Consider the following 23,100-nt stretch of genomic DNA (forward strand, 5'->3'; position numbering starts at 1 on the left):
CGCATGGACAACACCCACCGCTGGGACGGCCTCATCCTCGACGCGAACCTCGCCACGCTGCAGGGCGAGGCCGGCTATGGCGCCATCGCCGACGCCGCGCTGGGCTGGAAGGACGGACGCATCGTCTTCGCCGGAGTGCAGGCCGACCTGCCCGGTGCGCCGGAGACGCTGGCCACGCAGGTCACCCACGCACATGGCCGCTGGGTCACCCCCGGGCTCATCGACTGCCACACCCACCTGGTGTTCGGCGGCGACCGCGCCGGCGAGTTCGAGCAGCGCCTGCAGGGCGCCAGTTACGAGGAGATCGCCCGCGCCGGCGGCGGCATCGTCTCGACCGTGCGCGCCACCCGCGCCGCCGGTGCCGAGGCGCTGCTGGCGCAGTCGCTGCCCCGTGCCCGCGCCCTGCTGGCCGACGGCGCGACCACGGTCGAGATCAAGTCCGGCTACGGCCTGGACCTGGACAGCGAACGGCGCACGCTGCAGGTCGCGCGCCGCATCGGCGAGACCCTGGGCCTGGAAGTGCGCACCACCTTCCTCGGCGCGCACGCGCTGCCGCCGGAGTTTGCCGGCCGGCCCGACGCCTATATCGAGGCGGTCTGCGCCTGGCTGCCGCAACTGCACGCCGAAGGCCTGGTCGACGCGGTCGACGCCTTCTGCGAGAAGATCGGCTTCGACGCCGCGCAGACCCGGCGCGTGTTCGAGGCCGCGCGCGCGCTCGGCCTGCCGGTGAAACTGCACGCCGACCAGCTCGGCGACGGCGACGGCGCGGCGCTGGTGGCGGAGTTCGGCGGCCTGTCGGCCGACCATGTCGAATACACCTCGCCTGCCGGCGTGGAGGCGATGGCGCGCGCCGGCACCGTCGCGGTGCTGCTGCCTGGCGCCTTCCACGTGCTGCGCGAGACCCGGCTGCCGCCGCTGGACGGATTCCGCCGCCATGGCGTGCCGATGGCGGTGGCCACCGACTGCAATCCCGGCACTTCGCCGCTGCAGTCGCTGCGCCTGGCCATGTCGCTGGCCTGCACCCACTTCCGCCTGACCCCGGAGGAAGCGCTGCGCGGCGCCACCGTGCATGCGGCCCGCGCGCTCGGCCTGGACGACCGCGGCCGTCTGCAGCCGGGCCTGCGCGCCGACTTCGTGCTGTGGGACATCGGCCAGCCGGCGGAACTGGCCTACTGGCTGGGCGGCAACCCGCGCCTGGCCAGCTGGATCGGCGGCCGCCCGGTCTGAGCCCGGCGGCGCCAAAAAGAAACGCGGCGCCAGGCGCCGCGTTCTCCGGTTACACCGTGTGGGGCTGGGATCAGCCGGCCTTCGCCACGGTCTTCTTGGCCACGGCCTTCTTCACGGCCGGCTTGGCCACGGTCTTCTTCGCTGCCGGCGCGGCAGCGCCCGCGGCGGCACGGGTACCGCCATGGCGGCGCGCGTTGCCGTAGCTGGCGTTGTAGCGCTTGCCCTTGGCGGTCTTGCGGTCACCCTTGCCCATTGTTCAACTCCTTGATTCGCATGAAGTCCTGGCCGCGCGGCGCACGGCAGGCCGGCAAGCCTAGCATGCAGGCCTCAGTGGGCGCAGCTGGCGTCGTGGACGTGGCCGTGGTTGAGCCGCAGGTTCAGCAGGTGCGCCACGCCGACCAGGGTCCCGCCGAGGGTCATCACCACCGCGTGCGGCAGCGCCGACTCGTGCAGCGGCGCGTACACCAGGCCCGCCCACAGCGCCGCCAGCCCGGGAACGAGCAGGCCGAGCGCACGCAGCGAACGGTGCCGGCGGTAGCTCCAGCCCAGGCTGGACGCGCCCAGCAGGGTGACGAACACCACCAGCGCCAGCTCCAGGCTGCGGTCGAACCACAGGCCCAGGCCCAGCGCCGGCACCGCGGCCAGCAGCAGCGGCGTCAGCGCGCAGTGGATCGCGCACAGCAGCGACCCGGTGGCGCCGAGGCGGTCGAGCAGGTCCTTGTGGCGATCGAACGACAAGACGTGGGTCCTGGGGGGTGTTGCCGGATCTGGATACATTATAACATTCCGCACCGGCTGTCATCCTTCCCCCTCTGGACTCCATGCTTCATACCCCTCCGCTTCACCGCCGCCCCGCCCCCCTGGCCACAGCCCTGATCCTTGTCCTGGCCGCCCTCCCCGGCGTCGCCGGCGCCCACGAGCCGGTCGACCTGGATGCGGTCCAGGTCACCGCCTCGCCACTGGCCGGCGATGCCGAATCCCTCGCCCGCCCGGTCGAGGTCCTGCGCGGCGACGCGCTGGACCGGGCCAAGGCCGGCACCCTCGGCGAGACCGTGGCCGGGCTGCCCGGCGTGCAGACCAGCTACTTCGGCCCCGGCGTCGGCCGGCCGATCCTGCGCGGCCTCGACGGCCCGCGCGTGCAGGTCCTCGCCGGCGGCCTCGGGGTGATGGACGCCTCCACCGTCAGCGCCGACCACGCCACCAGCGTCGAACCGTTCCTGGCCGACCAGATCGAGGTATTGAAGGGCCCGGCGACGCTGCTGTTCGGCAGCGGCGCGATCGGCGGCGCGGTCAACGTCGCCGACGGCCGCATCGCCCTGGCCCTGCCGGAGACGCCGCTCAGTGGCCGCGCCGAACTGCGCGGCAACACCGTCAACAACGAGCGCAGCGGCATGTTCCGCCTCGACGGGGTCAACGGGAACTGGGTCCTGCACGTGGATGGCCTGCTCCGCGATACCGGCGACTACGACATTCCCGGTTACGCCGCCGCGCATCCTGGCGAGCACGACGGCGAGGAACTGGTGCGCGGTACCCTGCCCAACAGCGAACTGGAGACCCGCGCCGGCGCCGTCGGCGCGACCTGGTTCGGCAGTGCCGGCTATTTCGGCCTGGCCGCCACCACGTACCGCAGCGACTACGGCATTCCCTCAGGCGCGCACGTGCATGGCGACGACGACCACGATCCGGACGGCCACGACGACCACGATGACGACGACGGCCACGCCGCGCACGGCGCCGGGGCGGTGCGCATCGACATGGTCCAGGACCGCGTCGAGCTCAAGGCCGGCGTCTACGAGCCGCTGCCGTTCCTGCAGAGCCTGGAGCTGCATGGCAGCTACAGCGACTACGCGCATGCCGAGCTGGAGGACGGCGTGGTCGGCACGCGCTTCGCCAGCGAAGGCTACGAGGCGCGGATCGAGGCAGTGCAGCAGACCCTCGCCGGCTGGGACGGCGTGTTCGGCCTGCAGCTGGGGCAGACCGATTTCTCCGCCGTCGGCGAGGAAGCCTTCGTTCCGGGCACCGTCACCGGCAACCACGGCCTGTTCGTGGTGCAGGAGAAGGCCTTCGGCCCGCTGAAGCTGGAGCTGGGCGCGCGCCACGACCGGGTGCGCCTGGATCCGGAAGGCGCCCTGCCCTCGCGCCACTTCCACACCACCAGCCTGTCGGCGGCGGCGATCTGGAAGCTCAACGATGCGGTCGACCTGCGCTTCGGCGTGGACCGCTCCGAGCGCGCGCCGAGCCAGGAGGAGCTGTACGCCGGCGGCCTGCACGTGGCTACCGCCTCGATCGAGATCGGCGACGCGACGATGGACACCGAGCGCGCGCTGCGCGGCGAGATCGGCCTGCACGCGCACAACGAGCGCGTGGACCTGAAGCTGTCGCTGTACCGCAACGGCTTCAGCGACTTCATCTACCTGGCCGATACCGGGATCGAGGAGCACGCCACGCCGGTGCGGCTGTGGACCCAGGCCGACGCCCTGTTCACCGGCGCCGAGGCCGAAGCCGTGCTGCACCTGGCCGACGGCAGCAGCGGCGCCTGGGACCTGCGCCTGTTCGCCGACCGCGTCCACGGCCGCCTCGATGGCAGCGGCACGCGCATGGTCGCGTTCGAGGTGCCGCATGGCGACCACGCCCACGCCTACGAGGCCGAGCTGGACAACGGCGGCCACCTGCCGCGGATCGCGCCTGCGCGTGTCGGCGCGGGCCTGTCCTGGGAACTGGGCGGCTGGCGCGCTTCGCTGGGTGCGGTGCGCTACCACGCCCAGCGCGACGTCGCCCGCCACGAGGACCCGAGCCCGGCGTACACCCTGGTCGACGCGCACCTTGCGTACCGTTTCGAGCGCGAGGGCGGCCGTGCCTGGGAACTGTTCCTGGACGGCAGCAACCTCGGCGACCGCGAGGCGCGCCCGCATACCTCGCTGCTGCGCGAGTACGCACCGCTGCCTGGCCGGGCGCTGGCGTTCGGCATCCGCGCCTGGTTCTGAGGACGCGGACGCGGGGCCGGCCGGCGTGCAACGCACCGGCCGGCCCCGCTCGCGGATACGTGCATATGCACGTATAGTGGATCCCCGCCTCCCCCTGGTCCAGCCGATGAGCGAACGCGCGTCCTCGCCCTGCACCTGCTTCCTGCTGCGCCGCGCGGCGCGCCAGGTTTCGCAGGTCTACGACCACGCCCTCGCCGGCGCCGGCCTGGGCGTCAACCAGTACTCGCTGCTGCGCCACGCACGCACGCCGCTGAGCCTGGGCGAACTGGCGGCGCGCCTGGGCATGGACCGCACCACCCTCAATCGCAACCTGCAGCCGCTGCTCCGCGACGGGCTGATCGAGGACGCGCGTGGCGAGGATCCGCGCCAGCGCGTGCTGCGGATCACCGACGCCGGGCGCGAGCGCCTGGCCCGCGCGCGTCCGCTGTGGCGCAAGGCGCAGCAGCGCATCGACGCCCTGCTCGGTGGGCAGGCGCGCGAACGGCTGCACGCCACGCTCGATGCGCTCGACGCCGCGCTGGCACAGGAGCGACAGGCATGAACGCCGCCGGCAACCGCGGCACCGCCGGCCTGGTCATCGCCGCCGGCGTCATCCTGATGCTGACCATGGGCGCGCGGCAGACCACCGGCCTGTTCGTCGCGCCGATCCACCTCGATACCGGCATCGGCATCGCCACCATCAGCCTGGCGCTGGCGATCGGCCAGTTCGTTTGGGGCGCGGTGCAGCCGGTATTCGGCGCCATCGCCGACCGCCATGGCCCCGAACCGGTGCTCATCGCCGGCGGCCTGCTGCTCGCCGCCGGCCTGGCGCTGGTGCCGTTCCTGCCTTCCGGACCGGGCCTGATGCTGACCCTTGGCCTGATGACCGCGGCCGGCGCGGGCGCCGGCAGTTTCTCGATCCTGATCGGCGCCACTGCGGGTCGCCTGCCGCCGGAGAAGCGTTCGTCGGCGGCGGGCATCATCAACGCCGGCGGCTCGCTGGGCCAGTTCGTGTTCGCGCCGCTGCTGCAGCTGGTGATCGGCGCGGCCGGCTGGACCGTGGCGATGCTCGGCATGGCCGCCACCTCGCTGCTGACCCTGCCGCTGGCGCGCTGCTTCCGTCGCCGCGAAGGCGAGGCGCCGGTCGCGCACGAAGGTTTCGAGGACCGCGGCCTGCGCCACCAGCTGGGCGTGGCCCTGCGCGACCGCAGCTAATGGCTGCTGCACCTGGGCTTCTTCACCTGCGGCGTGCACGTGGCCTTCCTGGTCACCCACCTGCCCGGCGAGGTCGCGCTGTGCGGACTGCCGGCGAGCGTGTCGGCGGTGTCGATCGCGCTGATCGGCCTGTTCAACATCGCCGGCAGCCTGGCCGCCGGCAAGCTCGGCGAACGCTTCCGGATGAAGTGGATCCTGGCGGCGATGTACGCGAGCCGCGCCGTGCTGATCGCGCTGTTCCTGCTGGCGCCGCCGAGCGCCTGGACGTTCTACCTGTTCGCCGCCGGACTGGGCTTCACCTGGCTGGCGACGGTGCCGCCGACCGCGGGCCTGGTCGGCAAGCTGTTCGGCCCGCGCTACCTGGGCACGCTGTTCGGCCTGACCCTGCTCTCGCACCAGGTCGGCGGGTTCTTCGGCGCGTGGCTGGGCGGCGTGGCCCTGGAAGCCACCGGCAGCTACCAGTGGATGTGGTACGCGGACATGGCGCTGGCGCTGGTGGCCGCACTGGCCAACGCGCCGATCAGGGAACGCAGGCTGGTGCCCGCGGCGGCGTAAGCACCGCAGGCGTGCAGCGGATCAGCCGGCGCAGCGCGCGCAGAGTCCGTGCACTTCCAGGGTCTGCGCCTGCGGCTGGAAGCCGAGGGCCTTGGCCCGCGCGTCGAGCTGTGCGACCACTTCGCGGTCCTCCAGTTCGACTGCGTTATGGCAGCGGTCGCAGATCAGGAACGGCACCGAGTGCTGCGCGCTGTCCGGGTGGTGGCAGGCGACGAAGGCGTTGACCGAGGCCAGCTTGTGCACGAAGCCGTTGGCCATCAGGAAATCCAGCGCGCGGTATACGGTCGGCGGCGCGTCGGCGCCGGCGCCCTTGCTCTCGCGCACCTTCTCCAGCAGGTCGTAGGCCTTCACCGGCTTGCCGGCATCGGCGATCAGGCGCAGCACGTTGGCGCGGATCGGGGTCAGGCGCAGGCCACGCTCGCCGCATGCGCGCTCCACCGCCGACACGAAGGCATCGGCGCTGTCGACGTGGTGGTGCGGGTCGGTGCAGGCGTGCGGCTTGCCCATGGCGTCTCCGGAATCAGCCCTTCGGAACCTTGGTGAGGGCCGCATCGATGCGCTTCAAGGCCTCGTCGCGGCCGGCCAGGTAGACCGTCCAGGAAATGTCGGGGCTGACCTGGGTGCCGGTGATGGCCACGCGCAGCGGCTGCGCGACCTTGCCCATGCCCAGTTCCAGCGCGGCGGCGGTGTCGTGCAGGGCCTGGCCGACCGCCTCGACGGTCCATTCCGGCAGCGCGGCCAGCAGCTCGCGGGCCTTGGCCAGCGGCGAGTCGGCGCCGGCCTTCAGGTGCTTGGCCACGGCGGCTTCGTCGTAGGTCTCCAGCGGCGTGTACCAGACCACCGACTTCTCGGCCATTTCCTTCAGCGTCTGCACGCGTTCGCGCAGGGCCAGGACCACCTCTTCCGGCTTCGGGCCCTGGCCCAGGTCCAGGCCCAGCTTCTCCAGCTGGAACACCAGCTGCGGCGCGATTTCGGCCGGATCGGTGGTCTTGAGGAAGTGCTGGTTGACCCAGCCGAGCTTGGCCATGTCCAGCCGCGCGGCCTTGGAATTGCAGTTGCGCACGTCGAACAGGTCGATCAGCTCCTGGCGGCTGAAGATCTCCTGGTCGCCGTGCGACCAGCCCAGCCGCGCCAGGTAGCTCAGCAGCGCGTCGGGCAGGTAGCCCATGTCCCTGTACTGCATCACGTCGGCCGCGCCGGTGCGCTTGGACAGCTTGGCGCCGTGCTCGTCCAGGATCATCGGCATGTGGCCGAACTTCGGCACCGGCGCACCGATCGCCTCGTACAGGTTGATCTGGCGCGGGGTGTTGTTGATGTGGTCGTCGCCGCGGATGACCTCGGTGATGCCCATGTCCCAGTCGTCGACCACGACCGCGAAGTTGTAGGTCGGGTAGCCGTCCGGACGGAAGATCACCATGTCGTCGAGTTCGCTGTTGGCGATCTCGATGCGGCCCTTGATCAGGTCGTCGAACGCGACCACGCCATCAAGCGGGTTCTTGAAGCGGATTACGCGGTTCGGGTCGTCGCGGTACGGCAGGTCGAGCTCGCGCGCGGCGCCGTTGTAGCGCGGCTTCTCCTGCTTCGCCATCGCGGCCTCGCGCATGGCGTCGAGCTCTTCCTTGGTCTCGTAGGCGTAGTAGGCCTTGCCCTGCGCGACCAGCTGCTCGGCCACCTCGCGGTAGCGGTCGATGCGCCGGGTCTGGTAGATCGGGCCTTCGTCGTAGTCCAGGCCCAGCCAGTCCATGGCCTCGAGGATGGCGTCGATCGCCGCCTGGGTGCTGCGCTCGCGGTCGGTGTCCTCGATCCGCAGCACGAACTCGCCGCCGCGGTGGCGGGCCTCCAGCCAGCAGTACAGCGCGGTGCGGGCGCCACCGATGTGCAGGTAGCCGGTGGGACTGGGGGCGAAGCGGGTGCGGCAGGTCATGGAGGCGGGGGGATCGATGGAATCCCGGGATTTTACCCCGCCGCACCCGTCCCCCGGCGGAACGCCGCCACGCCCCGCGCGGACGGCCCCGGCCCCCGATACCATGGCCCGTCCATGGCACCCGGGGGAGCAAGGCCATGTCGGACCGGTACCTGCAAGCGAAGTCCATCGCGATGGAAGCCATGGAGCTGCCCGCCGAGGCTCGGCAGGCCTGGCTGGAGCAGCGCTGCGCGGGCGACCCCGGACTGCGCACCGAGGTCGACTGGCTGCTCGACGCGCTGCGCGCCGACATGACCGAGGTGCTGGTACCGCGCTGGGCCGCCGGCGACACCCCGACCGAACCGCTGGCGCAGGACACCACCATCGGCGCCGCGCAGCCGGGCCGTTACCGGATCCTGCGCATGCTCGGCGAAGGCGGCATGGGCCGGGTCTACCTGGCCGAACGCGGCGAAGGCGACCTGCGCCAGCAGGTGGCGCTGAAGATGCTGGCCGGCACCGGCCCGCAGGCAGGCCCCACTGCGGCGGGGATGGCCGACGAGTGCCGCATCCTCGCCAACCTGCAGCACCCGAACATCGCCCAATTCATCGACGGCGGGCTCAGCGCCGATGGCCAGCCGTTCCTGGCGATGGAGTACGTGGAAGGCGATCGCATCGACCACTGGTGCGAAACCCGCAAGCTGCCGCTGAACGCCCGCATCCGCCTGTTCCTCAAGGTCTGCGCCGCGGTCGAACACGCCCACCAGCGCCTGGTGATCCACCGCGACCTCAAGCCGGCCAACATCCTGGTGCGCGCCGACGGCGAACCGAAGCTGCTGGATTTCGGCATCGCCCGGCTCACCACCGGCGACGCCCACGCCGCCGATCCCACCGCCACCGCGCACCACGCCCTGACCCTGGCCTACGCCAGCCCGGAGCACATCGAAGGCCGGCCGCTGTCGACCGCGGCGGACGTGTGGTCGCTGGGCGTGGTGCTGTACGAACTGGTGGCCGGCGTGCGCCCGCACCACGGCGTCGAATCCGGCCACCTGCTGCCCGGCGCGATCGTCTCCGGCGAGATCCGCCCGCCCAGCGCCAGCGCGTGCCATGCGCCCTCGCCGGATGCGGGCGTCAGCCGCATCCCCGCCGACGTGGACGCGATCGTGATGAAGGCGCTGCGCCGCGACCCGGGCGACCGCTATCCCTCGGTCGCGGCCCTGGCCGACGACCTGCGCCGCTTCCTCGACTCACGCCCGGTATCGGCCCGCCGCGGCCAGCGCCTGTACCGCCTGCGCCGCTTCGCCTGGCGGCACCGCTGGCGGGTCGCCGCCGCGGCGGTGGTGCTTCTGATGCTCGGCGGCTTCGCCTTCGAGCGCGACCGCCAGCTGCGCCAGGTCACCGCCGAGCGCAACAAGGCGCAGGCGCTGTCGACGTTCATGGCCGACCTGTTCGCCAACGCCGATCCCTCGCAGGCCCACGGCGAGGACCTGACCGTGCGCGAACTGCTCGACCGCGGCGCGGTCGACCTGCGTGCGCGCCAGGACGTGCCAGCCGAGGTGCGCGCTGAGATGCTCGATGCGATCGGCCAGGCCTACATCGGCCTGCAGCTGGGCCAGCAGGCGCTGCCGGTGCTGGAGGAGGCGCTGCAGCTGCGGCGCACGTCCGCGGCGGCGAAGCAGGACCTTGCCGCCACCCTCGGCCTGCTCGCCGACGCGCACCTGTTCCTCGGCCAGAACCGCGAGGCGATCGCGCTCAACCGCGAGGCCCGCACCCTGCTCCCGCAGGACGATCCGGCGCAGTTCGAGGCCTGGGCCCGTCACCGCGTGCAGGAACTGCGCAACGAGGACCTGCTCGGCGAAGTGCCGGCGGCGCGGATCATCGAAGTGCTGCGCGAGCTCGACGGCAGGCTGCAGCCCCTGGCCACCAGCCAGTCGATCGGCCGCGTGCGGATCACCGCGCTGGAGGCGCTGGCTTCGGCACTGAACCGCGCCGAGCGCGTGGACGAGGCGCTGGCCGTGCAGCGCGAGGTGGTCGCGCTGATGGAGGTCCACTACGCCTCGCAGCCGGCCACGCGGCTGCTGGCCAGGTCCAACCTCGGCGCGATGCTGCTGGGCGGAAACGGCGTCGCCGAGGGCGTGGCCCTGCTCGAGGAAGTCGACCGCGACTACGTGCACCTGGTCGGCGAGGCCACGGTGCAGCGCGCGGTGGTGCTCAACCAGCTCGGCATCGGCTACCAGCTGCTGGGCGACAAGGCCCGCCAGCTGGAGACGCTGCTGCTGGCGACGCAGGTGGCGCGCGAAGCCGGCGGCCCGGAAAACCGCTTCTACCTGCAGATCGCGGTCACCGCGGCGCAGGCGCTCACCGGCGCCGGCCGCCACGAGGAGTCGGTGCAGGTGCTGCGCGAGGTGCTGCCGGCGCTGGAGGCCCGCGCCGCGCCCGGGATCGACGCGGTCAACTACGCCTACGCCCTCGGCGCGCTGGGCTTCGCCCTGCTCGAATCCGGCGGCGACCCGCGCGAGGCGACCGAGGTACTGGCCCGTGCCGAGCAGGCCGTGCTGCCGCACGCGCGCGATTTCATGGTCGTGTACGACAGCGCGATGCGCGGCCAGGCCCGCGCGATGAGGGCCTCGGGCGACACGCCAGGCATGCGCAAGGTGCTCGAACGCTACCAGGCGCTGCTCGAGGCCGAGGGCATTCCCGACGATTCGCCGTGGCGGCGGTCGCTGGCGCGCATGCAGGACCAGGCCGCGGCCGGCTGAGCCCACGCCCGGCGTCGGGTCGCCCTACAATCGGCGCATGACCACGCTGTTCGTCTCCGACCTGCACCTGGACCCGGCCCGGCCGGCGATCACCACCCTGTTCCTCGACTTCCTGCGCGACGAGGCGATGCGCGCCGACGCGCTGTACGTCCTCGGAGACCTGTTCGAGGCCTGGGTGGGCGACGACGACCCGTCCGAAGCCGGCGCGGAAGTGGCGCACGGCCTGCGCGCCGTGGCGGACGCCGGCGTGCCGGTGTACTTCATGCGCGGCAACCGCGATTTCCTCGTCGGCCAGGCCTACGCGCGCCGCGCCGGCATGCGCATCCTCCCCGACCCGGCGGTGGTGTCGCTGTATGGCGAACCGGTCCTGCTGATGCACGGCGACCTGCTGTGCACCGACGACACCGCCTACCAGGCGTTTCGCGCGCAGACCCGCGACCCGGCCTGGCAGCAGCGCTTCCTCGACCAGCCGCTGCAGGCGCGCCTGGCCTTCGCCACCCAGGCGCGGCAGGCGAGCATGGCCCGGCAGAAGGAAATGCTCGCCGGCGACCGCGGCGCGTTCGAGACGGTGACCGACGTTAACCCGGCGGCGGTGGAAGCCACCCTCGCCCGCTTCGGCGTGGCCACGCTGATCCACGGCCACACCCACCGTCCGGCGATCCACACGCTTCAGGCAGGTGGCGGCGAGTGCCGGCGCGTCGTGCTCGGCGACTGGTACGAACAGGGTTCGGTACTGCGCGTGGACGCCGCCGGGATGACGCTGGACCGCCTGTGAGACCGCCAGCGGTCGGGCCGTCTCAGCCGGCCTGCTGCTGCAGCGCCAGCAGTTCGTCCTCGTCGAAACCGGCCAGCAGCCGCGCTTCCAGGTTGAACGGGCCGCGCAGGTAGCCGCTGGCGTATTCCTGCAGCAGTTCGCGGAAGCGCTGGCGCGGCTCCACCCCGCGCTGTTCGCAGTACCAGCGGTACCAGCGCGAACCGGCCGCCACGTGTGCGACCTCCTCGCGCAGGATCACCTCCAGCACCGCCACCGTGCGCGTGTCGCCCATGGTGCGCAGGCGTTCGATCATGCCGGGGGTCACGTCCAGCCCGCGCGCCTCGAGCACGCGCGGCACCAGCGCCATCCGCGCCAGGCCGTCCTGCGCGGTCTTCTCGCACATCTCCCACAGGCCGTTGTGCGCGTCGAAGTCGCCGTAGTCGTAACCGCATTCCTGCAGGCGCCGGCGCAGCATCGCGAAGTGGCGCGCCTCGTCGTCGGCCACCCGCGCCCAGTCGAGGTAGAACTGCTCCGGCAGGCCGCGGAAGCGGTACACCGCGTCCCAGCCCAGGTCGATGGCATTGAGCTCGATGTGGGCGATGGCGTGCAGGAACGCCGCCTTGCCCTCGTCGCTGCCGAGCCCGCGCTTGGGCAGGTCGCGCGGATGCACCAGCCGCGGCCGCGGCGGGCGGCCGGGCATGCGGATCGGCTCCGGCGGCGGCGCATCCTGCGGGATCGCCAGCCCGCCGCGCTGCAGGGCGGCGAAGTGGCGATGGGTCAGCGCGACCTTTTCCGCCGGATCCGCGGCATCCAGGCACTGGCGGGCGGCGTCGAACAGCGAATCCATCGTGGACGGCGCGCCGCAGCGACGAGGCGCGCCCCTGCCTCAGCTGGCGCGGCGCTTGCGCTTGGCCTCGTCCGAGCGCAGCTGCTGGATGCGCTCGAAATAGCCCGGCTCGATGCCGGTGACGTAGTTGCCGTCGAAGCACGAGGAATCGAAGCGGGTCAGCTGCGGATTGCCTTCGCGTACCGCCGCCTCCAGGTCTTCCAGGTCCTGGTAGATCAGCCAGTCGCAGCCCAGCAGCTTCTCGATCTCCTCGACGGAGCGGCCGTGGGCGATCAGCTCGTCCGGCGACGGCATGTCGATGCCGTAGATGTTCGGATGGCGCACCGGCGGCGCGGCGCTGGCCAGGTAGACCTTGCGCGCGCCGGCGTCGCGCGCCATCTGCACGATCTGCTGGCTGGTGGTGCCGCGCACGATCGAGTCGTCGACCAGCAGGACCACGCGGTTGCGGAACTCCAGGTGGATCGGGTTGAGCTTGCGGCGCACCGACTTAACCCGCTCGCCCTGCCCCGGCATGATGAAGGTGCGGCCGACGTAGCGGTTCTTGATGAAGCCCTCGCGGTACTTCACGCCCAGCACGTTGGAGATCTCCAGCGCCGCGTCGCGCGAGGTGTCCGGGATCGGGATGATCGTGTCGATGTCGTGGTCCGGGCGCAGGCGCAGGATCTTCTCGCCCAGCTTGACGCCCATGCGCATGCGCGCCTTGTGCACCGAGACGTCGTCGATCATCGAGTCCGGGCGGGCGAAGTACACGTATTCGAAGATGCACGGCGCGCGCTCGGCCGGTTCGGCGCACTGCCCGGCGAACATCTCGCCGCGGGCGGTGATGACGATGCCCTCGCCCGGCAGCACGTCGCGCACGCGCTGGAAGCCGAGGATGTCCAGCACCGCCGACTCGGAGGCGACGATGTACTCGGTGCCCTCGGCCTGCTCGCGCTTGCCCAGCACCAGCGGGCGGATCCCGTGCGGGTCGCGGAACGCGACCAGGCCCAGGCCCAGCACCACGCTGACCACCGCGTAGCCGCCCTTCACCCGGCGATGCACGCCGGAGATCGCGCGCAGCGCCGCGTCCGGGGTCAGGGTGCGCTGCACGTCCAGCTCGTGGGCGAACACGTTCAACAGCACTTCGCTGTCGGAGTCGGTGTTGATGTTGCGGCGGTCCTGGGCGAACACCTGCTGGCGCAGCGCCTCGGTGTTGATCAGGTTGCCGTTGTGCGCCAGGGCGATGCCGTAGGGCGAGTTGACGTAGAACGGCTGCGCCTCGTCCATGCCTTCAGAACCCGCCGTCGGGTAGCGGCAGTGGGCGATGCCCACGCGGCCTTCCAGCACGCTCATGGCCTTGGCGTTGAACACGTCGCGGACCAGGCCGTTGTCCTTGTGCACGCGCAGGCGGGTGCCGTCGGCGGTGGCGATGCCCGCCGCGTCCTGGCCGCGATGCTGGAGGACGGTCAAGCCGTCATAAAGCTGACCGGCAACGTTCTGGTTGCCGACGATTCCGACGATGCCGCACATGTTCGGGGGTACTCGCTGCGGTCTCAGCGACCGGGGGAAGACGATGGTGGCGGCGGCTCCGCGCCGCGGGGAGGAGGTCCGTTCTCGTCCACGGGGGTGGGCAGCGCCTCGGTGATCGTCCCGACGACTGCGCCGGCCCGATCAAGGACACCATTATCGCCGCTCGGACGGCCGTTGCCAAAGTCCAGTTCCTGCACGGCCCAGTCCGGCAACCACCGCGCCAGCCACTGCGCACCGGGCAACAACACAGCAACGGCGCGGGATTCGGCCCATGCCGGCTCCTGCGGCAGGCGGCTGAACGCCAGCACCACGATGGCGATGCAGGCGATCAGCGCACCCCGGGCCAGGCCCAGCAGCAGCCCCAGGAAACGGTCCACGCCGGACAGCCCGACCGCGTGCACCAGCTTGCGCACGATCCAGCCGACCAGCCCGACCAGCACCAGCACGCCGACGAAGGCGACGACGTAGCCGCCGAGCAGTTCGGTCGCGCCCGGCTGGCCGTCGTTGCTGAACCAGAAAGCCAGCTCGGCGCCATGGCGGAACGCGAACCAGGCCGCGCCGATCCAGGCCACCAGCGAGGCGATCACGCCGACCAGCCCGCGCATCGCCCCGAACAGCGCCGAGGCGAGGACCAGCACGCCCAGGACCAGGTCGATCGGATTCACGCGGCGCACCCCTCCCGTGCGTCGGCCGGTGCGGTCACGGGTGCGGCACCACCATGCCGCCGCCGAATCCGGAGGCCAGGCGCGACTTCAGCTGTTCGGCCTCGGCACGGCTGGCGACCGGCCCGACGCGCACGCGATGCAGGGTGCCCTTGTCGGTGCGCACCGGCTGGACGATGGCGCTGTAGCCGGCGCCGCGCAGGCGGTCGCGCAGCGCGTTGGCCTCGGTGGCGCTGGAGAACGCGCCCAGCTGCACGGCGAAACCGACGCCGGACGCGGCAGGCGCGGTTGGCGCCGGGGCCGGCGCGGTGGCCGCGGTGGTCTTCGCCGGTGCCGGCTGCTGCGCCGGGGTCGTGGCCGCAGGCTTGGGCTTGCTCTCCGCCGGCAGCGCCTCGGTCTTCGTCGCCGGCGCCTGGGCGGTGGCGGCCGGCTGGCTCGCGGCCGGCGCGGGCGGGCTGGCCGCCGTGGTCGCAGCCGCCGCGGTGGCGGGCGCGGAAGACGTGCCGGCCGTGTCGTTGCCGGCATCCAGCGCGATCACCTGCGCGTTGACGTCGCTGCGGATGCGCACCGCCTGCAGGCGGCCTGCCTCGGCCAGCGCACGGTCCGGATACGGCCCCACGCGCACGCGCCAGGCCTTGCGGCCGTTGAGTTCGGCCTCTTCCTTGAAGCCCTCCAGGCCGGCCTGGCGCAGCCGCGACAGCACGGTGTCGGCGTCGCGGGCGCTGGCGTAGGCACCGAAGGTCACCGCCCACTGGCCGGCGGCTTCCGCCGGATCGGGCTTGCCGGCCGCCGCGGGCGCTGCCGCGTCCTGGGCTGCGGTTTCGGCCGGTGCAGGCGCGGCCTCGGTCGCCGGCGCCGGCAACGCCGGATCCGCGGCACCGGGCACCAGCGGCAGTTCGCGGGTTTCGTATTCGCCGCCGGGGGTCGGCGGCACGCGGGTCGAGACGTCCGCCACGCCGCTGTCGGGGGCCGGACCCTGCACGAGCATGGGCAGGAAGATGACCGCCAGCGCGACCAGGACCGCGCCGCCGATCAGGCGTTGTTTCAGGGTGGTATCCACTGGGCCTCGCAGCGCGCCGGGAATGCCTGGCGATTATAGGCTGCAGGCCCGCTGGCCTGCCGTCAGTGGCCTGAACGCAGCGTTTCCAGCGCCTGGGCCACGGTGTGGAAGGAACCGAACACCAGCACCCGTTCGCCCGGCGCGGAAGCCCGCAGCGCACGCTGCAATGCATCGGCCACGCTGGCGTCGCGGCTGCCGCCGGCCACCGCGGTGCCGGCCAGGCGTCCGGCGAAGGCATCCACCGCCTCGCCGCGGGCGATGCCGTCGAGGCCGGCCAGGTGCCAGCGCGCGACCGCGCCGGCCAGCGGCTCGACCACGCCGGCCACGTCCTTGTCCGCCAGCGCCGCGAACACCGCCGCGGTGGGCGCCGGCGGCTGCAGCGCCAGCCATGCGGCCAGCTCGCGCGCGGCCTGCGGGTTGTGGGCGACGTCGAGCACCACTTCGACGCCGTCGCGTTCGAAGCGCTGCAGGCGCCCCGGCAGGGTCGCCGCGGCCACGCCGTCAGCGTAGGCCTGTTCCGGCAGCTCGCGCGGCAGCGCGCGCAGCGCGGCGATCGCGGTGGCGGCGTTGGCCAGCTGCACCGGCGCCGGCAGGCGCGGCATCGGCAGCAGCAGCTCGGCACCGACCTCGCGCCAGCGCCATTGGGTGTCGTCCACCGGTTCGTGGAAGAAGTCGCTGCCCAGGCGGATCGCATTGGCACCGATCGCATAGGCATGGCGCAGCACGCTGGACGGTGGATCGATCTCGCCCAGCACCAGCGGCTTCCAGGCCCGGGCAATGCCGGCCTTCTCGGCGCCGATGGCTTCGCGGTCGTGGCCCAGCCAGTCGACGTGGTCGATGTCGACGGTGGTGACCACCGCCACATCCGGATCGACCAGGTTGACTGCATCCAGGCGGCCGCCGAGGCCGACTTCCAGCACCGCCAGGTCCAGCCCGGCGCGCTCGAACAGCCACAGCGCGCCGAGGGTGCCGTATTCGAAATAGGTCAGCGGGGTGTCGCCGCGCGCGGCGTCGACCGCGGCGAAGGCTTCGGCCAGGGCCTCGTCGCTTGCCTCTACGCCATCGATGCGCACGCGCTCGTTGTAGCGCAGCAGGTGCGGCGAGGTGTACGCGCCGACCTTCCAGCCGCCGGCGCGGGCGATGGCCTCGACGAAGGCCACGGTCGAACCCTTGCCGTTGGTGCCGGCGACGGTGATGACCTGCGCGGCCGGGCGCTGCAGGCCCAGCCGCGCGGCGACCTCGCGCACGCGCTCGAGGCCCAGTTCGATGTTGCGGGGATGCTGGCGCTCGATATGCTCGAGCCACTGCTGCAGGTTCATCGGATCCGGCTTCCGCCCAGGTCATTCCATTGGTGCCCGCGGCACGCGCCAACGATACCGCCGGCGGCCCGCCGCGTGCCACGCACGTCAAGGCGCGCGGCACGCGGCCGCGCTCGTCGTCCTGGCTGGCGTCGCCTTACAGCGCGCGGTGCCTGGCTTCGCCGAAGAACGGGGTGTGGTGCGAGCAGTCGTTCAGGCGCACGACTTCCAGGCTGTCCACGTCCGCGCCTTCGAGCAGGTTGAGCGTGGTCGGCGCCTGGCGGAAGGTCCACAGCTTGCCGATCGGCAGGCCGAGGATCCGGCACAGCAGCACGCGGTTGACCGCGTCGTGGGCGACCAGCAGCAGGGTGTCGTCGTCGCCCAGGCCTTCGGCGGCGCGGACCAGGCCGCGCCAGGACCGGTCCAGCACCTGGCGCAGCGATTCGCCGCCGGGCATGAGCACCGTGTCCGGCTCCTCGCGCCAGGCGCGCAGGCGCGCCGGGTCCTTCTCGCCGATCTCGGCGGCCAGCAGACCTTCCCACTCGCCGTGGGCGATTTCCTGGATGTCCGGGTCCAGCTGCAGCATGCCGGCACGCTCCTCGCCCAGCGCCAGTTCGGCGGTACGGCGTGCGCGCGACAGCGGCGAGGCGACGGCGCGGCTGACCGGCACGTCGCGCAGGCGCTCGCCCAGGGCGCGGGCCTGGGCTTCGCCGACGGGCGAAAGCGGGATGTCGATCTGGCCCTGGTAGCGGCCTTCGGCGTTCCACGGGGTTTCGCCGTGGCGGGCAAGCAGGATGCGCATGCAGCAGTGTTTCCGGTAGGGGTGGCGACCCGGCCTGGACCTGCCCGTTTCCGGGGTCCGGACGCGAGGACGGGAGCGGATGATACCCGCTCCCGTCCCGTGGGCCGCACCGGCCAGGGTCTACGGGGCGGGAATGCCTTCCGCCCCGGCCTGCCCGGTCAGTTGGCGACGTTGAGTTCCTGCAGCAGCTGCGGCGCCGGGAACACCTCCTGCATCACCCAGCGCATGTAGCGCTGGTCGACCGCGATCATGCGGGTCATCTTCGGGTCGAACACCCAGTTGGAGCTGACCGACTCCCAGTTCCCGTCGAAGGCCAGGCCGACCAGCTTGCCCTCGGCGTCCAGCACCGGCGAGCCGGAGTTGCCGCCGGTGATGTCCAGGTCGGACAGGAAGTTGACCGGGACCGAGCCGACGCGCGGATCTTCCAGGCCGCCGTAGCGCTTGGCCGCGACCGCGTCGAGCAGGGCCTTCGGCGAGTCGAACGGCTCCTCGCCGGTGTCCTTGGCGACCAGGCCCTCGAGCGTGGTGAACGGGGTGTAGGCCACGCCGTCCTTCGGCTCGTAGCCCATCACGTTGCCGAAGGTGATGCGCAGCGACAGGTTCGCGTCCGGATAGACGAAGCGGCCCTGGCTCTTCTTGTAATCGGCCAGCGCCTGCAGGAACACCGGGCGCGCGGCCAGGTTCTCGCCGGCGCGGATCTTGCGCTCCTGCTCGAGCTTGAGCAGGGTCGGCATCACCGACACCGCGTACTGGATCGCCGGGTCGTCGCTGGACTCGAAGGCGGCGCGGTCGGCCTGCAGCCACTTCAGGCGCTCTTCGGTACTGCCCAGCCTCGTCGAAGCCAGGCGGTCGAGCGCGCGCTCCACGGCGGCGGCGTCGCTACCGCCCAGCCACTGGTCCACCGCTGGCACGCGCTGGTTCGCCGGCAGCTTGATGTACTCGTTGAGCCAGTAGGCCTGCAGCTGGCGGTCCATGGCCGGCACGTAGCGGCGCTCGAGCTGCTTCATCGCGCCTTCGATGGTCGGCAGGTCGCGCTGCTGGAAGCCGGGCTCGCGCTCGGCGTCCGGCTTGGCCTTCTCCAGCGACAGGCGGTACAGCTGGGTGGCGGCGCCGACCACGCCGGTGCCGTTGAACATCGCCAAGGTGTAGTCGCGGCTGCGGGTGGCCTTGTTCTGCTCCAGCAGCTGCATCAGGGTGGCGTGCGCCTTGAGCGCCTCCCTGCCCTTCGTGCCCTGGCCCTTCAGCCAGGCCAGGACCGCCGCTTCCTCGGCGTGCTTCTGGCCGGCGGCGTCGATGCGCTTGAAGCCTTCCAGCTGGCCGGCGTAGTTCTTGGCGTAGTTGTTCCAGCCGGCCATGTTGCTGGCGTACTTGACCTGGATGTCCGGATCCTTGCGCCCGGCTTCCTCGATCATGCCGATCAGGTTCTGGTAGTGGCGGATGGTGTCCGGGTACACGGTCTGCGCGGTGTGGTCGAACTCGGCGGCCAGCGCGTAGCGGTTGGTCGAGCCCGGATAGCCGGCGACCATCACGAAGTCGCCGGCGCCCAGCGGCTTGTCGGCGATCTTCAGCCAGTGCTTCGGCTGGTACGGCACGTTGTCCGGCGAGAACGCCGCCGGCTTGCCGTCCTTGCCGACGTAGGCGCGGTAGAAGGCGAAGTCGCCGGTGTGGCGCGGCCACATCCAGTTGTCGATGTCGCCGCCGTACTTGCCCACGCTGCCCGGGGGCGCGTAGGCCAGGCGCACGTCCTTGATCTCCAGGTTCTTGAACAGGCGCCAGGTGTTGCCGCCGGAGAAGCTGTACAGGCGGCAGCGGAAGCCGGCCTCGGCCTCGCAGTCGGCGATCAGCTTCTTCTCGAAGGCTTCCAGCGCCCTGGTGCGGGCCAGCGCGTCCTTGCCGGCCGAGGCGATCGCGGCGCGGGCCTCGGCGGTCACGTCGGTGATCTCGTCGAGGACGTAGACGCGCGCGTTCGGGCCGGCGCTGAGCTCGTCGGCGGTGGTCGGGGCGTTGAAGCCGTCCCTGATCAGGTTCTTCTCGGCGGTCGAGTTGAGCTGGATCGCGCCGTAGGCGCAGTGGTGGTTGGTCACCACCAGGCCGTTCGGGGACACGAAGCTGGCGGTGCAGCCGCCCAGCGCCACCACCGCGCCCATCGGGTCGCCGGTCAGGTCCGCCAGCTGCCCGGGGGAGAGCTTGAGCCCGGCCTGCTTCAGCGGGCCGGCGATTTCCGGCAGCTGTTGCGGCACCCACATGCCCTCCCCGGCCCAGGCGACGGGAGCGGCGGCCAGGGCGGCCAGGACGGAGGCGGATAGCAGGCGAAGGCGCATCAGGACGGTTCCAGCTGAAAGGATTCCCGATTCTAGCGGCCGGCCCGACCCCGACGGCCCATGACTTTCGGCAGGGGCCGGGGCTACCCCGGTCCCGGCCCGCCAGGCCCGACCCGGCCCGCTAGGCCGGCAGGCGATGGTTACCCCCGCAACCTATAATGTCCGCCCCTGTTTCCCTCGCAAGGCCGATCGATGTCCGCAACCATGAAGGCGCTGGTCAAGCGCGAAGCCACCAAGGGCATCTGGATGGAAGAGGTGCCCGTACCGGAGGCCGGCCCCAACGAGGTCCTGATCAAGGTCGAGAAGACCGCCATCTGCGGCACCGACCTGCACATCTACCTGTGGGACGAGTGGAGCCAGCGCACGATCAGGCCGGGCCTGGTCATCGGCCACGAGTTCGTCGGCCGCATCGCCGCGCTGGGCCCGGGCGTGACCGGCTACAAGGTCGGCCAGCGCGTCTCCGCCGAAGGCCACATCGTCTGCGGCCATTGCCGCAACTGCCGCGGCGGCCGCCCGCACCTGTGCCCGCACACGGTGGGTATCGGCGTGAACCGCGACGGCGCCTTCGCCGAGTACATCGTCATGCCGGCGACCAACCTGTGGCCGATCCCGGACCCGATCCCGTCGGAGCTGGCCGCGTTCTTCGACCCCTGCGGCAACGCCGCGCACTGCGCGCTGGAGTTCGACGTGGTCGGCGAGGACGTGCTGATCACCGGCGCCGGCCCGATCGGCATCATCGCCGCCGGCATCTGCAAGCACATCGGCGCGCGCAATGTCGTGGTCACCGACGTCAACGACTTCCGCCTCAAGCTGGCCGCCGACATGGGCGCCACCCGCGTGGTCAACGTCGCCAACACCTCGCTGCGCGACGTGATGGCCGACCTGCACATGGAAGGCTTCGACGTCGGCCTGGAGATGAGCGGCAACCCGCGCGCCTTCAACGACATGCTCGAATGCATGTACCACGGCGGCAGGATCGCCATGCTCGGGATCATGCCCAAGGGCGCCGGCTGCGACTGGGACAAGATCATCTTCAAGGGCCTGACCGTCCAGGGCATCTACGGCCGCAAGATGTACGAGACCTGGTACAAGATGACCCAGCTGGTGCTGTCCGGCTTCCCGCTGGGCAAGGTGCTCACCCACCAGCTGCACGTGGACGAGTTCCAGCACGGCTTCGACCTGATGGAACAGGGCAAGGCCGGCAAGGTCGTGCTCAGCTGGAATTGAGCGGCCGCGCTCAGCGGCCGCAGCGGTCCGGCCCGAACAGGGCCGGATCGACAGCCCCGGCCATCAGCCGATGGCCTTCGTCGTTGGGGTGGTAACCGTCCTCGCGGTGCGCGCCGGCGCGGATCCGCCCCGGATCGCGCGGATCGGCGATCGCCGCCTCGAAATCGACCACCGCGTCGAACAGTCCGCTGCCGCGGATGAAATCGTTCAGCGCGCGGCGCTTGTCCTCGGTGCTCGGGCCTTCGATCACCGGTTCGCGCACCGGCGCGGCCAGGATCGGGGTCAGCGTGCCACCGATCACCTTGATCCCGTGCATGCGCAGGCGATCCACGACCTGGCGGTAGCCGGCGATCACGTCTTCCGCCGAAGCACCCGGCCTGTCGCGCTGCGGCCCCTTCTGGCGGATGTCGTTGAGGCCTTCGAGCAGGATCACGTGGGTCACGCCCGGCAGCGACAGCACGTCGCGGTCCAGCCGCGAGATCGCCGAGGGCGAGCGACCGTTGCCGACCACCATGTTGCCACCGATGCCGGCGTTGACCACCACGTACGCGCCCGGGCAGCGCTCTTCCAACCGCCGTCCCAGCCGCGCCGGCCAGGAACGGTTGGCGCCGATGGTGGTGCTGCCGCCCTCGGTGATCGAGTCGCCCAGCGCGACCACCACCGCCTCCGGCGCCTGCGTGCGCTCGCCCAGCACTGCCGAGACCACGCTCTGCCGGCGCTGCAGGCGCATCGTGTCCGGCACCTCGCTGTCGCCAGCGGCGAAGCGCACCGCACTCAGCCGCACCGCCGGCCGCGTCGGCTCCGGCAGATGCACCGAGACGGTGAGCTCGGCCTGGGCCGGGACTTCGAGCTCCAGCACGTCGCTGAGCAGCGAAGCACCGGGCGCGATGGTCGCGCCCGGCTTGCCGTCGAACAGCACCGGCTGCAGCGGCCCGCCGCGCAGCCCGGCGCGGGTGGCGCCCAGCACCAGCGGCTCCTTGCCCAGCTCGTTGCTGAAACGGATCCGCACCGCCTTCACCGCACTGGCCAGCTGCAGGTCCTGCCGCACCGTCTGGTCGGCGAACTGGTGCGGCTGGCCCTGCCTGTCGGTATCGCCGCGGTCGGGCATCGCCGACGCCGTCCATACCGGCACCCAGACCTGGGCCCGGGCCGCGCCGGCCGGCAAGGCCAGGGCGGCGGCAAGCAGGATCGAAGACAGCGTTCGCAGCATGGCGTTGCCCTCCGGGCCGGATCAGGAGAAGAAGGTGCCGCCGTTGACGTCGACGTTGGCGCCGGTGATGAACGCCGCCGCATCCGACGCCAGGAACACTGCGGCCGCGGCGGCCTCCTCGGCGCGCCCCTCACGGCGCAACGGGGTGGCGTTGGCGACGGCCTGGCGCACTTCCGGCCTGGTGAAGTCGTCGTGGAAGCGGGTCGCGATCATCCCGCAGCACAGCGCGTTGACGCGGATGCCGCGCGGCCCCAGCTCCTTGGCCATGGCCCGGGTGAAGGTCATTACCGCGCCCTTGGAGGTGGCGTAGATCGCCGCGCCGGGGCCGCCGCCGTCGCGACCGGCCAGCGAGGCGAAGTTCACGATCGCGCTGCCCTCGCCCATGTGCGGCACCACCGCTCGGGTGGCCAGGTAGACCGACTTGAGGTTGAGGTCCATGACCCGGTGGAAGAACTCCTCGTCGATCTCGGCCAGCGGCTTGCGCGCGACCATGCCGCCGGCCAGGTTCACAAGCACGTCGATGCGCTCGCCGAACGCCTCGCGGGTCGCGGCCACCAGGCCCTCGACCGCAGCGGCGCTGGTCATGTCGGCACGGTGGAGGATGGCGCGGCCGCCGGCCTCCTCGATGAGCCGCAGCGTTTCCTTCGCGCTGGCCTCGTCGTTGGCGTAGTTGATGCAGACGCTCGCGCCCTGCGCGGCGAGCTGCAGCGATACGGCGCGTCCGATGTCGCGGCCGCCGCCGGTGACGATGGCTACCTTGTTCCTGAATTGCATGAGGGGTCCTTCTTGGG

General features: G+C 71.8%; 21 protein-coding genes. 8 read left to right on the forward strand and 13 right to left on the reverse strand.

Annotated features, from left to right (window positions below; translation table 11 throughout):
* Window positions 1-3 precede the first annotated feature (3 nt).
* On the forward strand, window positions 4-1,227 hold the full coding sequence (hutI, locus tag M503_RS0103380) for an imidazolonepropionase (protein WP_028920785.1): 1,224 nt from the start codon (window positions 4-6) through the stop codon (window positions 1,225-1,227).
* A 70-nt stretch (window positions 1,228-1,297) separates the two neighbouring features.
* Here hutI and M503_RS0103385 read toward each other — a convergent pair whose 3' ends face one another.
* Both M503_RS0103385 and M503_RS0103390 read right to left on the reverse strand, forming a co-directional pair.
* Window positions 1,298-1,480, reverse strand: a complete 183-nt coding sequence (locus tag M503_RS0103385; protein WP_024869379.1) for a 30S ribosomal protein THX — start codon at window positions 1,478-1,480, stop codon at window positions 1,298-1,300.
* 74 nt (window positions 1,481-1,554) lie between these two features.
* Entirely contained in the window at window positions 1,555-1,965 is a 411-nt protein-coding gene (locus tag M503_RS0103390) for a MerC family mercury resistance protein (protein WP_028920784.1), read from the reverse strand.
* 83 nt (window positions 1,966-2,048) lie between these two features.
* On the opposite strand from M503_RS0103390, the gene M503_RS0103395 reads away from it, so the two are divergent.
* The 4 genes from M503_RS0103395 to M503_RS17695 all read left to right on the forward strand — a co-directional run bounded on the left by M503_RS0103395 (window position 2,049) and on the right by M503_RS17695 (window position 5,960).
* Entirely contained in the window at window positions 2,049-4,211 is a 2,163-nt protein-coding gene (locus M503_RS0103395) for a TonB-dependent receptor (protein ID WP_028920783.1), read from the forward strand.
* 106 nt (window positions 4,212-4,317) lie between these two features.
* On the forward strand, window positions 4,318-4,752 hold the full coding sequence (locus M503_RS0103400) for a MarR family winged helix-turn-helix transcriptional regulator (protein ID WP_028920782.1): 435 nt from the start codon (window positions 4,318-4,320) through the stop codon (window positions 4,750-4,752).
* Window positions 4,749-5,405, forward strand: coding sequence for an MFS transporter (locus M503_RS17690; protein ID WP_231472304.1), 657 nt, complete (start codon window positions 4,749-4,751; stop codon window positions 5,403-5,405). Before M503_RS0103400 ends, M503_RS17690 begins: the two co-directional genes overlap by 4 nt.
* A 39-nt stretch (window positions 5,406-5,444) precedes the next feature.
* Window positions 5,445-5,960 (forward strand): MFS transporter, encoded by a 516-nt coding sequence (locus M503_RS17695; protein ID WP_231472305.1) that lies wholly within the window; start codon window positions 5,445-5,447, stop codon window positions 5,958-5,960.
* A gap of 21 nt (window positions 5,961-5,981) precedes the next feature.
* On the opposite strand, the gene M503_RS0103410 is transcribed toward M503_RS17695, so the two are convergent.
* Window positions 5,982-6,467, reverse strand: a complete 486-nt coding sequence (locus tag M503_RS0103410) for a transcriptional repressor (RefSeq protein ID WP_028917817.1) — start codon at window positions 6,465-6,467, stop codon at window positions 5,982-5,984.
* 13 nt (window positions 6,468-6,480) lie between these two features.
* A complete protein-coding gene (gltX, locus tag M503_RS0103415; RefSeq protein ID WP_028920781.1) occupies window positions 6,481-7,884 on the reverse strand; it encodes a glutamate--tRNA ligase in 1,404 nt (467 codons plus the stop codon).
* A gap of 137 nt (window positions 7,885-8,021) precedes the next feature.
* Between gltX and M503_RS15580 the strand changes: the two genes are divergently transcribed.
* A complete protein-coding gene (locus M503_RS15580) occupies window positions 8,022-10,619 on the forward strand; it encodes a serine/threonine protein kinase (protein ID WP_051414190.1) in 2,598 nt (865 codons plus the stop codon).
* Between the two features lie 37 nt (window positions 10,620-10,656).
* Window positions 10,657-11,394, forward strand: a complete 738-nt coding sequence (lpxH, locus tag M503_RS0103425) for a UDP-2,3-diacylglucosamine diphosphatase (RefSeq protein ID WP_028920780.1) — start codon at window positions 10,657-10,659, stop codon at window positions 11,392-11,394.
* A 22-nt stretch (window positions 11,395-11,416) separates the two neighbouring features.
* Here lpxH and M503_RS0103430 read toward each other — a convergent pair whose 3' ends face one another.
* The 7 genes from M503_RS0103430 to M503_RS0103460 form a co-directional block, all read right to left on the reverse strand.
* Window positions 11,417-12,220, reverse strand: a complete 804-nt coding sequence (locus tag M503_RS0103430) for a ferritin-like domain-containing protein (RefSeq protein ID WP_028920779.1) — start codon at window positions 12,218-12,220, stop codon at window positions 11,417-11,419.
* Between the two features lie 39 nt (window positions 12,221-12,259).
* Window positions 12,260-13,729 carry an amidophosphoribosyltransferase gene (gene purF / locus M503_RS0103435; RefSeq protein WP_028920778.1) on the reverse strand — a complete coding sequence of 490 codons (1,470 nt, stop codon included), beginning with the start codon at window positions 13,727-13,729 and terminating at the stop codon, window positions 12,260-12,262.
* Window positions 13,730-13,752: 23 nt separating this feature from the next.
* On the reverse strand, window positions 13,753-14,394 hold the full coding sequence (locus tag M503_RS0103440; protein ID WP_028920777.1) for a CvpA family protein: 642 nt from the start codon (window positions 14,392-14,394) through the stop codon (window positions 13,753-13,755).
* Between the two features lie 34 nt (window positions 14,395-14,428).
* The gene (locus M503_RS0103445; RefSeq protein ID WP_028920776.1) at window positions 14,429-15,451 is read right to left on the reverse strand and encodes an SPOR domain-containing protein; all 1,023 of its coding nucleotides are present in this window, start codon (window positions 15,449-15,451) and stop codon (window positions 14,429-14,431) included.
* A gap of 62 nt (window positions 15,452-15,513) precedes the next feature.
* On the reverse strand, window positions 15,514-16,770 hold the full coding sequence (gene folC, locus M503_RS0103450) for a bifunctional tetrahydrofolate synthase/dihydrofolate synthase (RefSeq protein ID WP_028920775.1): 1,257 nt from the start codon (window positions 16,768-16,770) through the stop codon (window positions 15,514-15,516).
* Between the two features lie 136 nt (window positions 16,771-16,906).
* Window positions 16,907-17,551 (reverse strand): histidine phosphatase family protein, encoded by a 645-nt coding sequence (locus M503_RS0103455; protein WP_028920774.1) that lies wholly within the window; start codon window positions 17,549-17,551, stop codon window positions 16,907-16,909.
* Between the two features lie 158 nt (window positions 17,552-17,709).
* On the reverse strand, window positions 17,710-19,872 hold the full coding sequence (locus M503_RS0103460; protein ID WP_028920773.1) for a S46 family peptidase: 2,163 nt from the start codon (window positions 19,870-19,872) through the stop codon (window positions 17,710-17,712).
* Between the two features lie 192 nt (window positions 19,873-20,064).
* Here M503_RS0103460 and tdh point away from each other — a divergent pair, with 192 nt between their 5' ends.
* Window positions 20,065-21,099 carry an L-threonine 3-dehydrogenase gene (gene tdh, locus M503_RS0103465; RefSeq protein WP_028920772.1) on the forward strand — a complete coding sequence of 345 codons (1,035 nt, stop codon included), beginning with the start codon at window positions 20,065-20,067 and terminating at the stop codon, window positions 21,097-21,099.
* Window positions 21,100-21,109: 10 nt separating this feature from the next.
* Here the strand turns inward: tdh and M503_RS0103470 are convergent, their stop codons facing one another.
* Both M503_RS0103470 and M503_RS0103475 read right to left on the reverse strand, forming a co-directional pair.
* Window positions 21,110-22,309 (reverse strand): GDSL-type esterase/lipase family protein, encoded by a 1,200-nt coding sequence (locus tag M503_RS0103470; protein ID WP_028920771.1) that lies wholly within the window; start codon window positions 22,307-22,309, stop codon window positions 21,110-21,112.
* 21 nt (window positions 22,310-22,330) lie between these two features.
* Window positions 22,331-23,083 (reverse strand): SDR family NAD(P)-dependent oxidoreductase, encoded by a 753-nt coding sequence (locus M503_RS0103475; protein WP_024869397.1) that lies wholly within the window; start codon window positions 23,081-23,083, stop codon window positions 22,331-22,333.
* Window positions 23,084-23,100 lie beyond the last annotated feature (17 nt).

The sequence above is a fragment of the Pseudoxanthomonas suwonensis J47 genome (assembly GCF_000513955.1).
GTDB lineage: Bacteria > Pseudomonadota > Gammaproteobacteria > Xanthomonadales > Xanthomonadaceae > Pseudoxanthomonas > Pseudoxanthomonas suwonensis_C.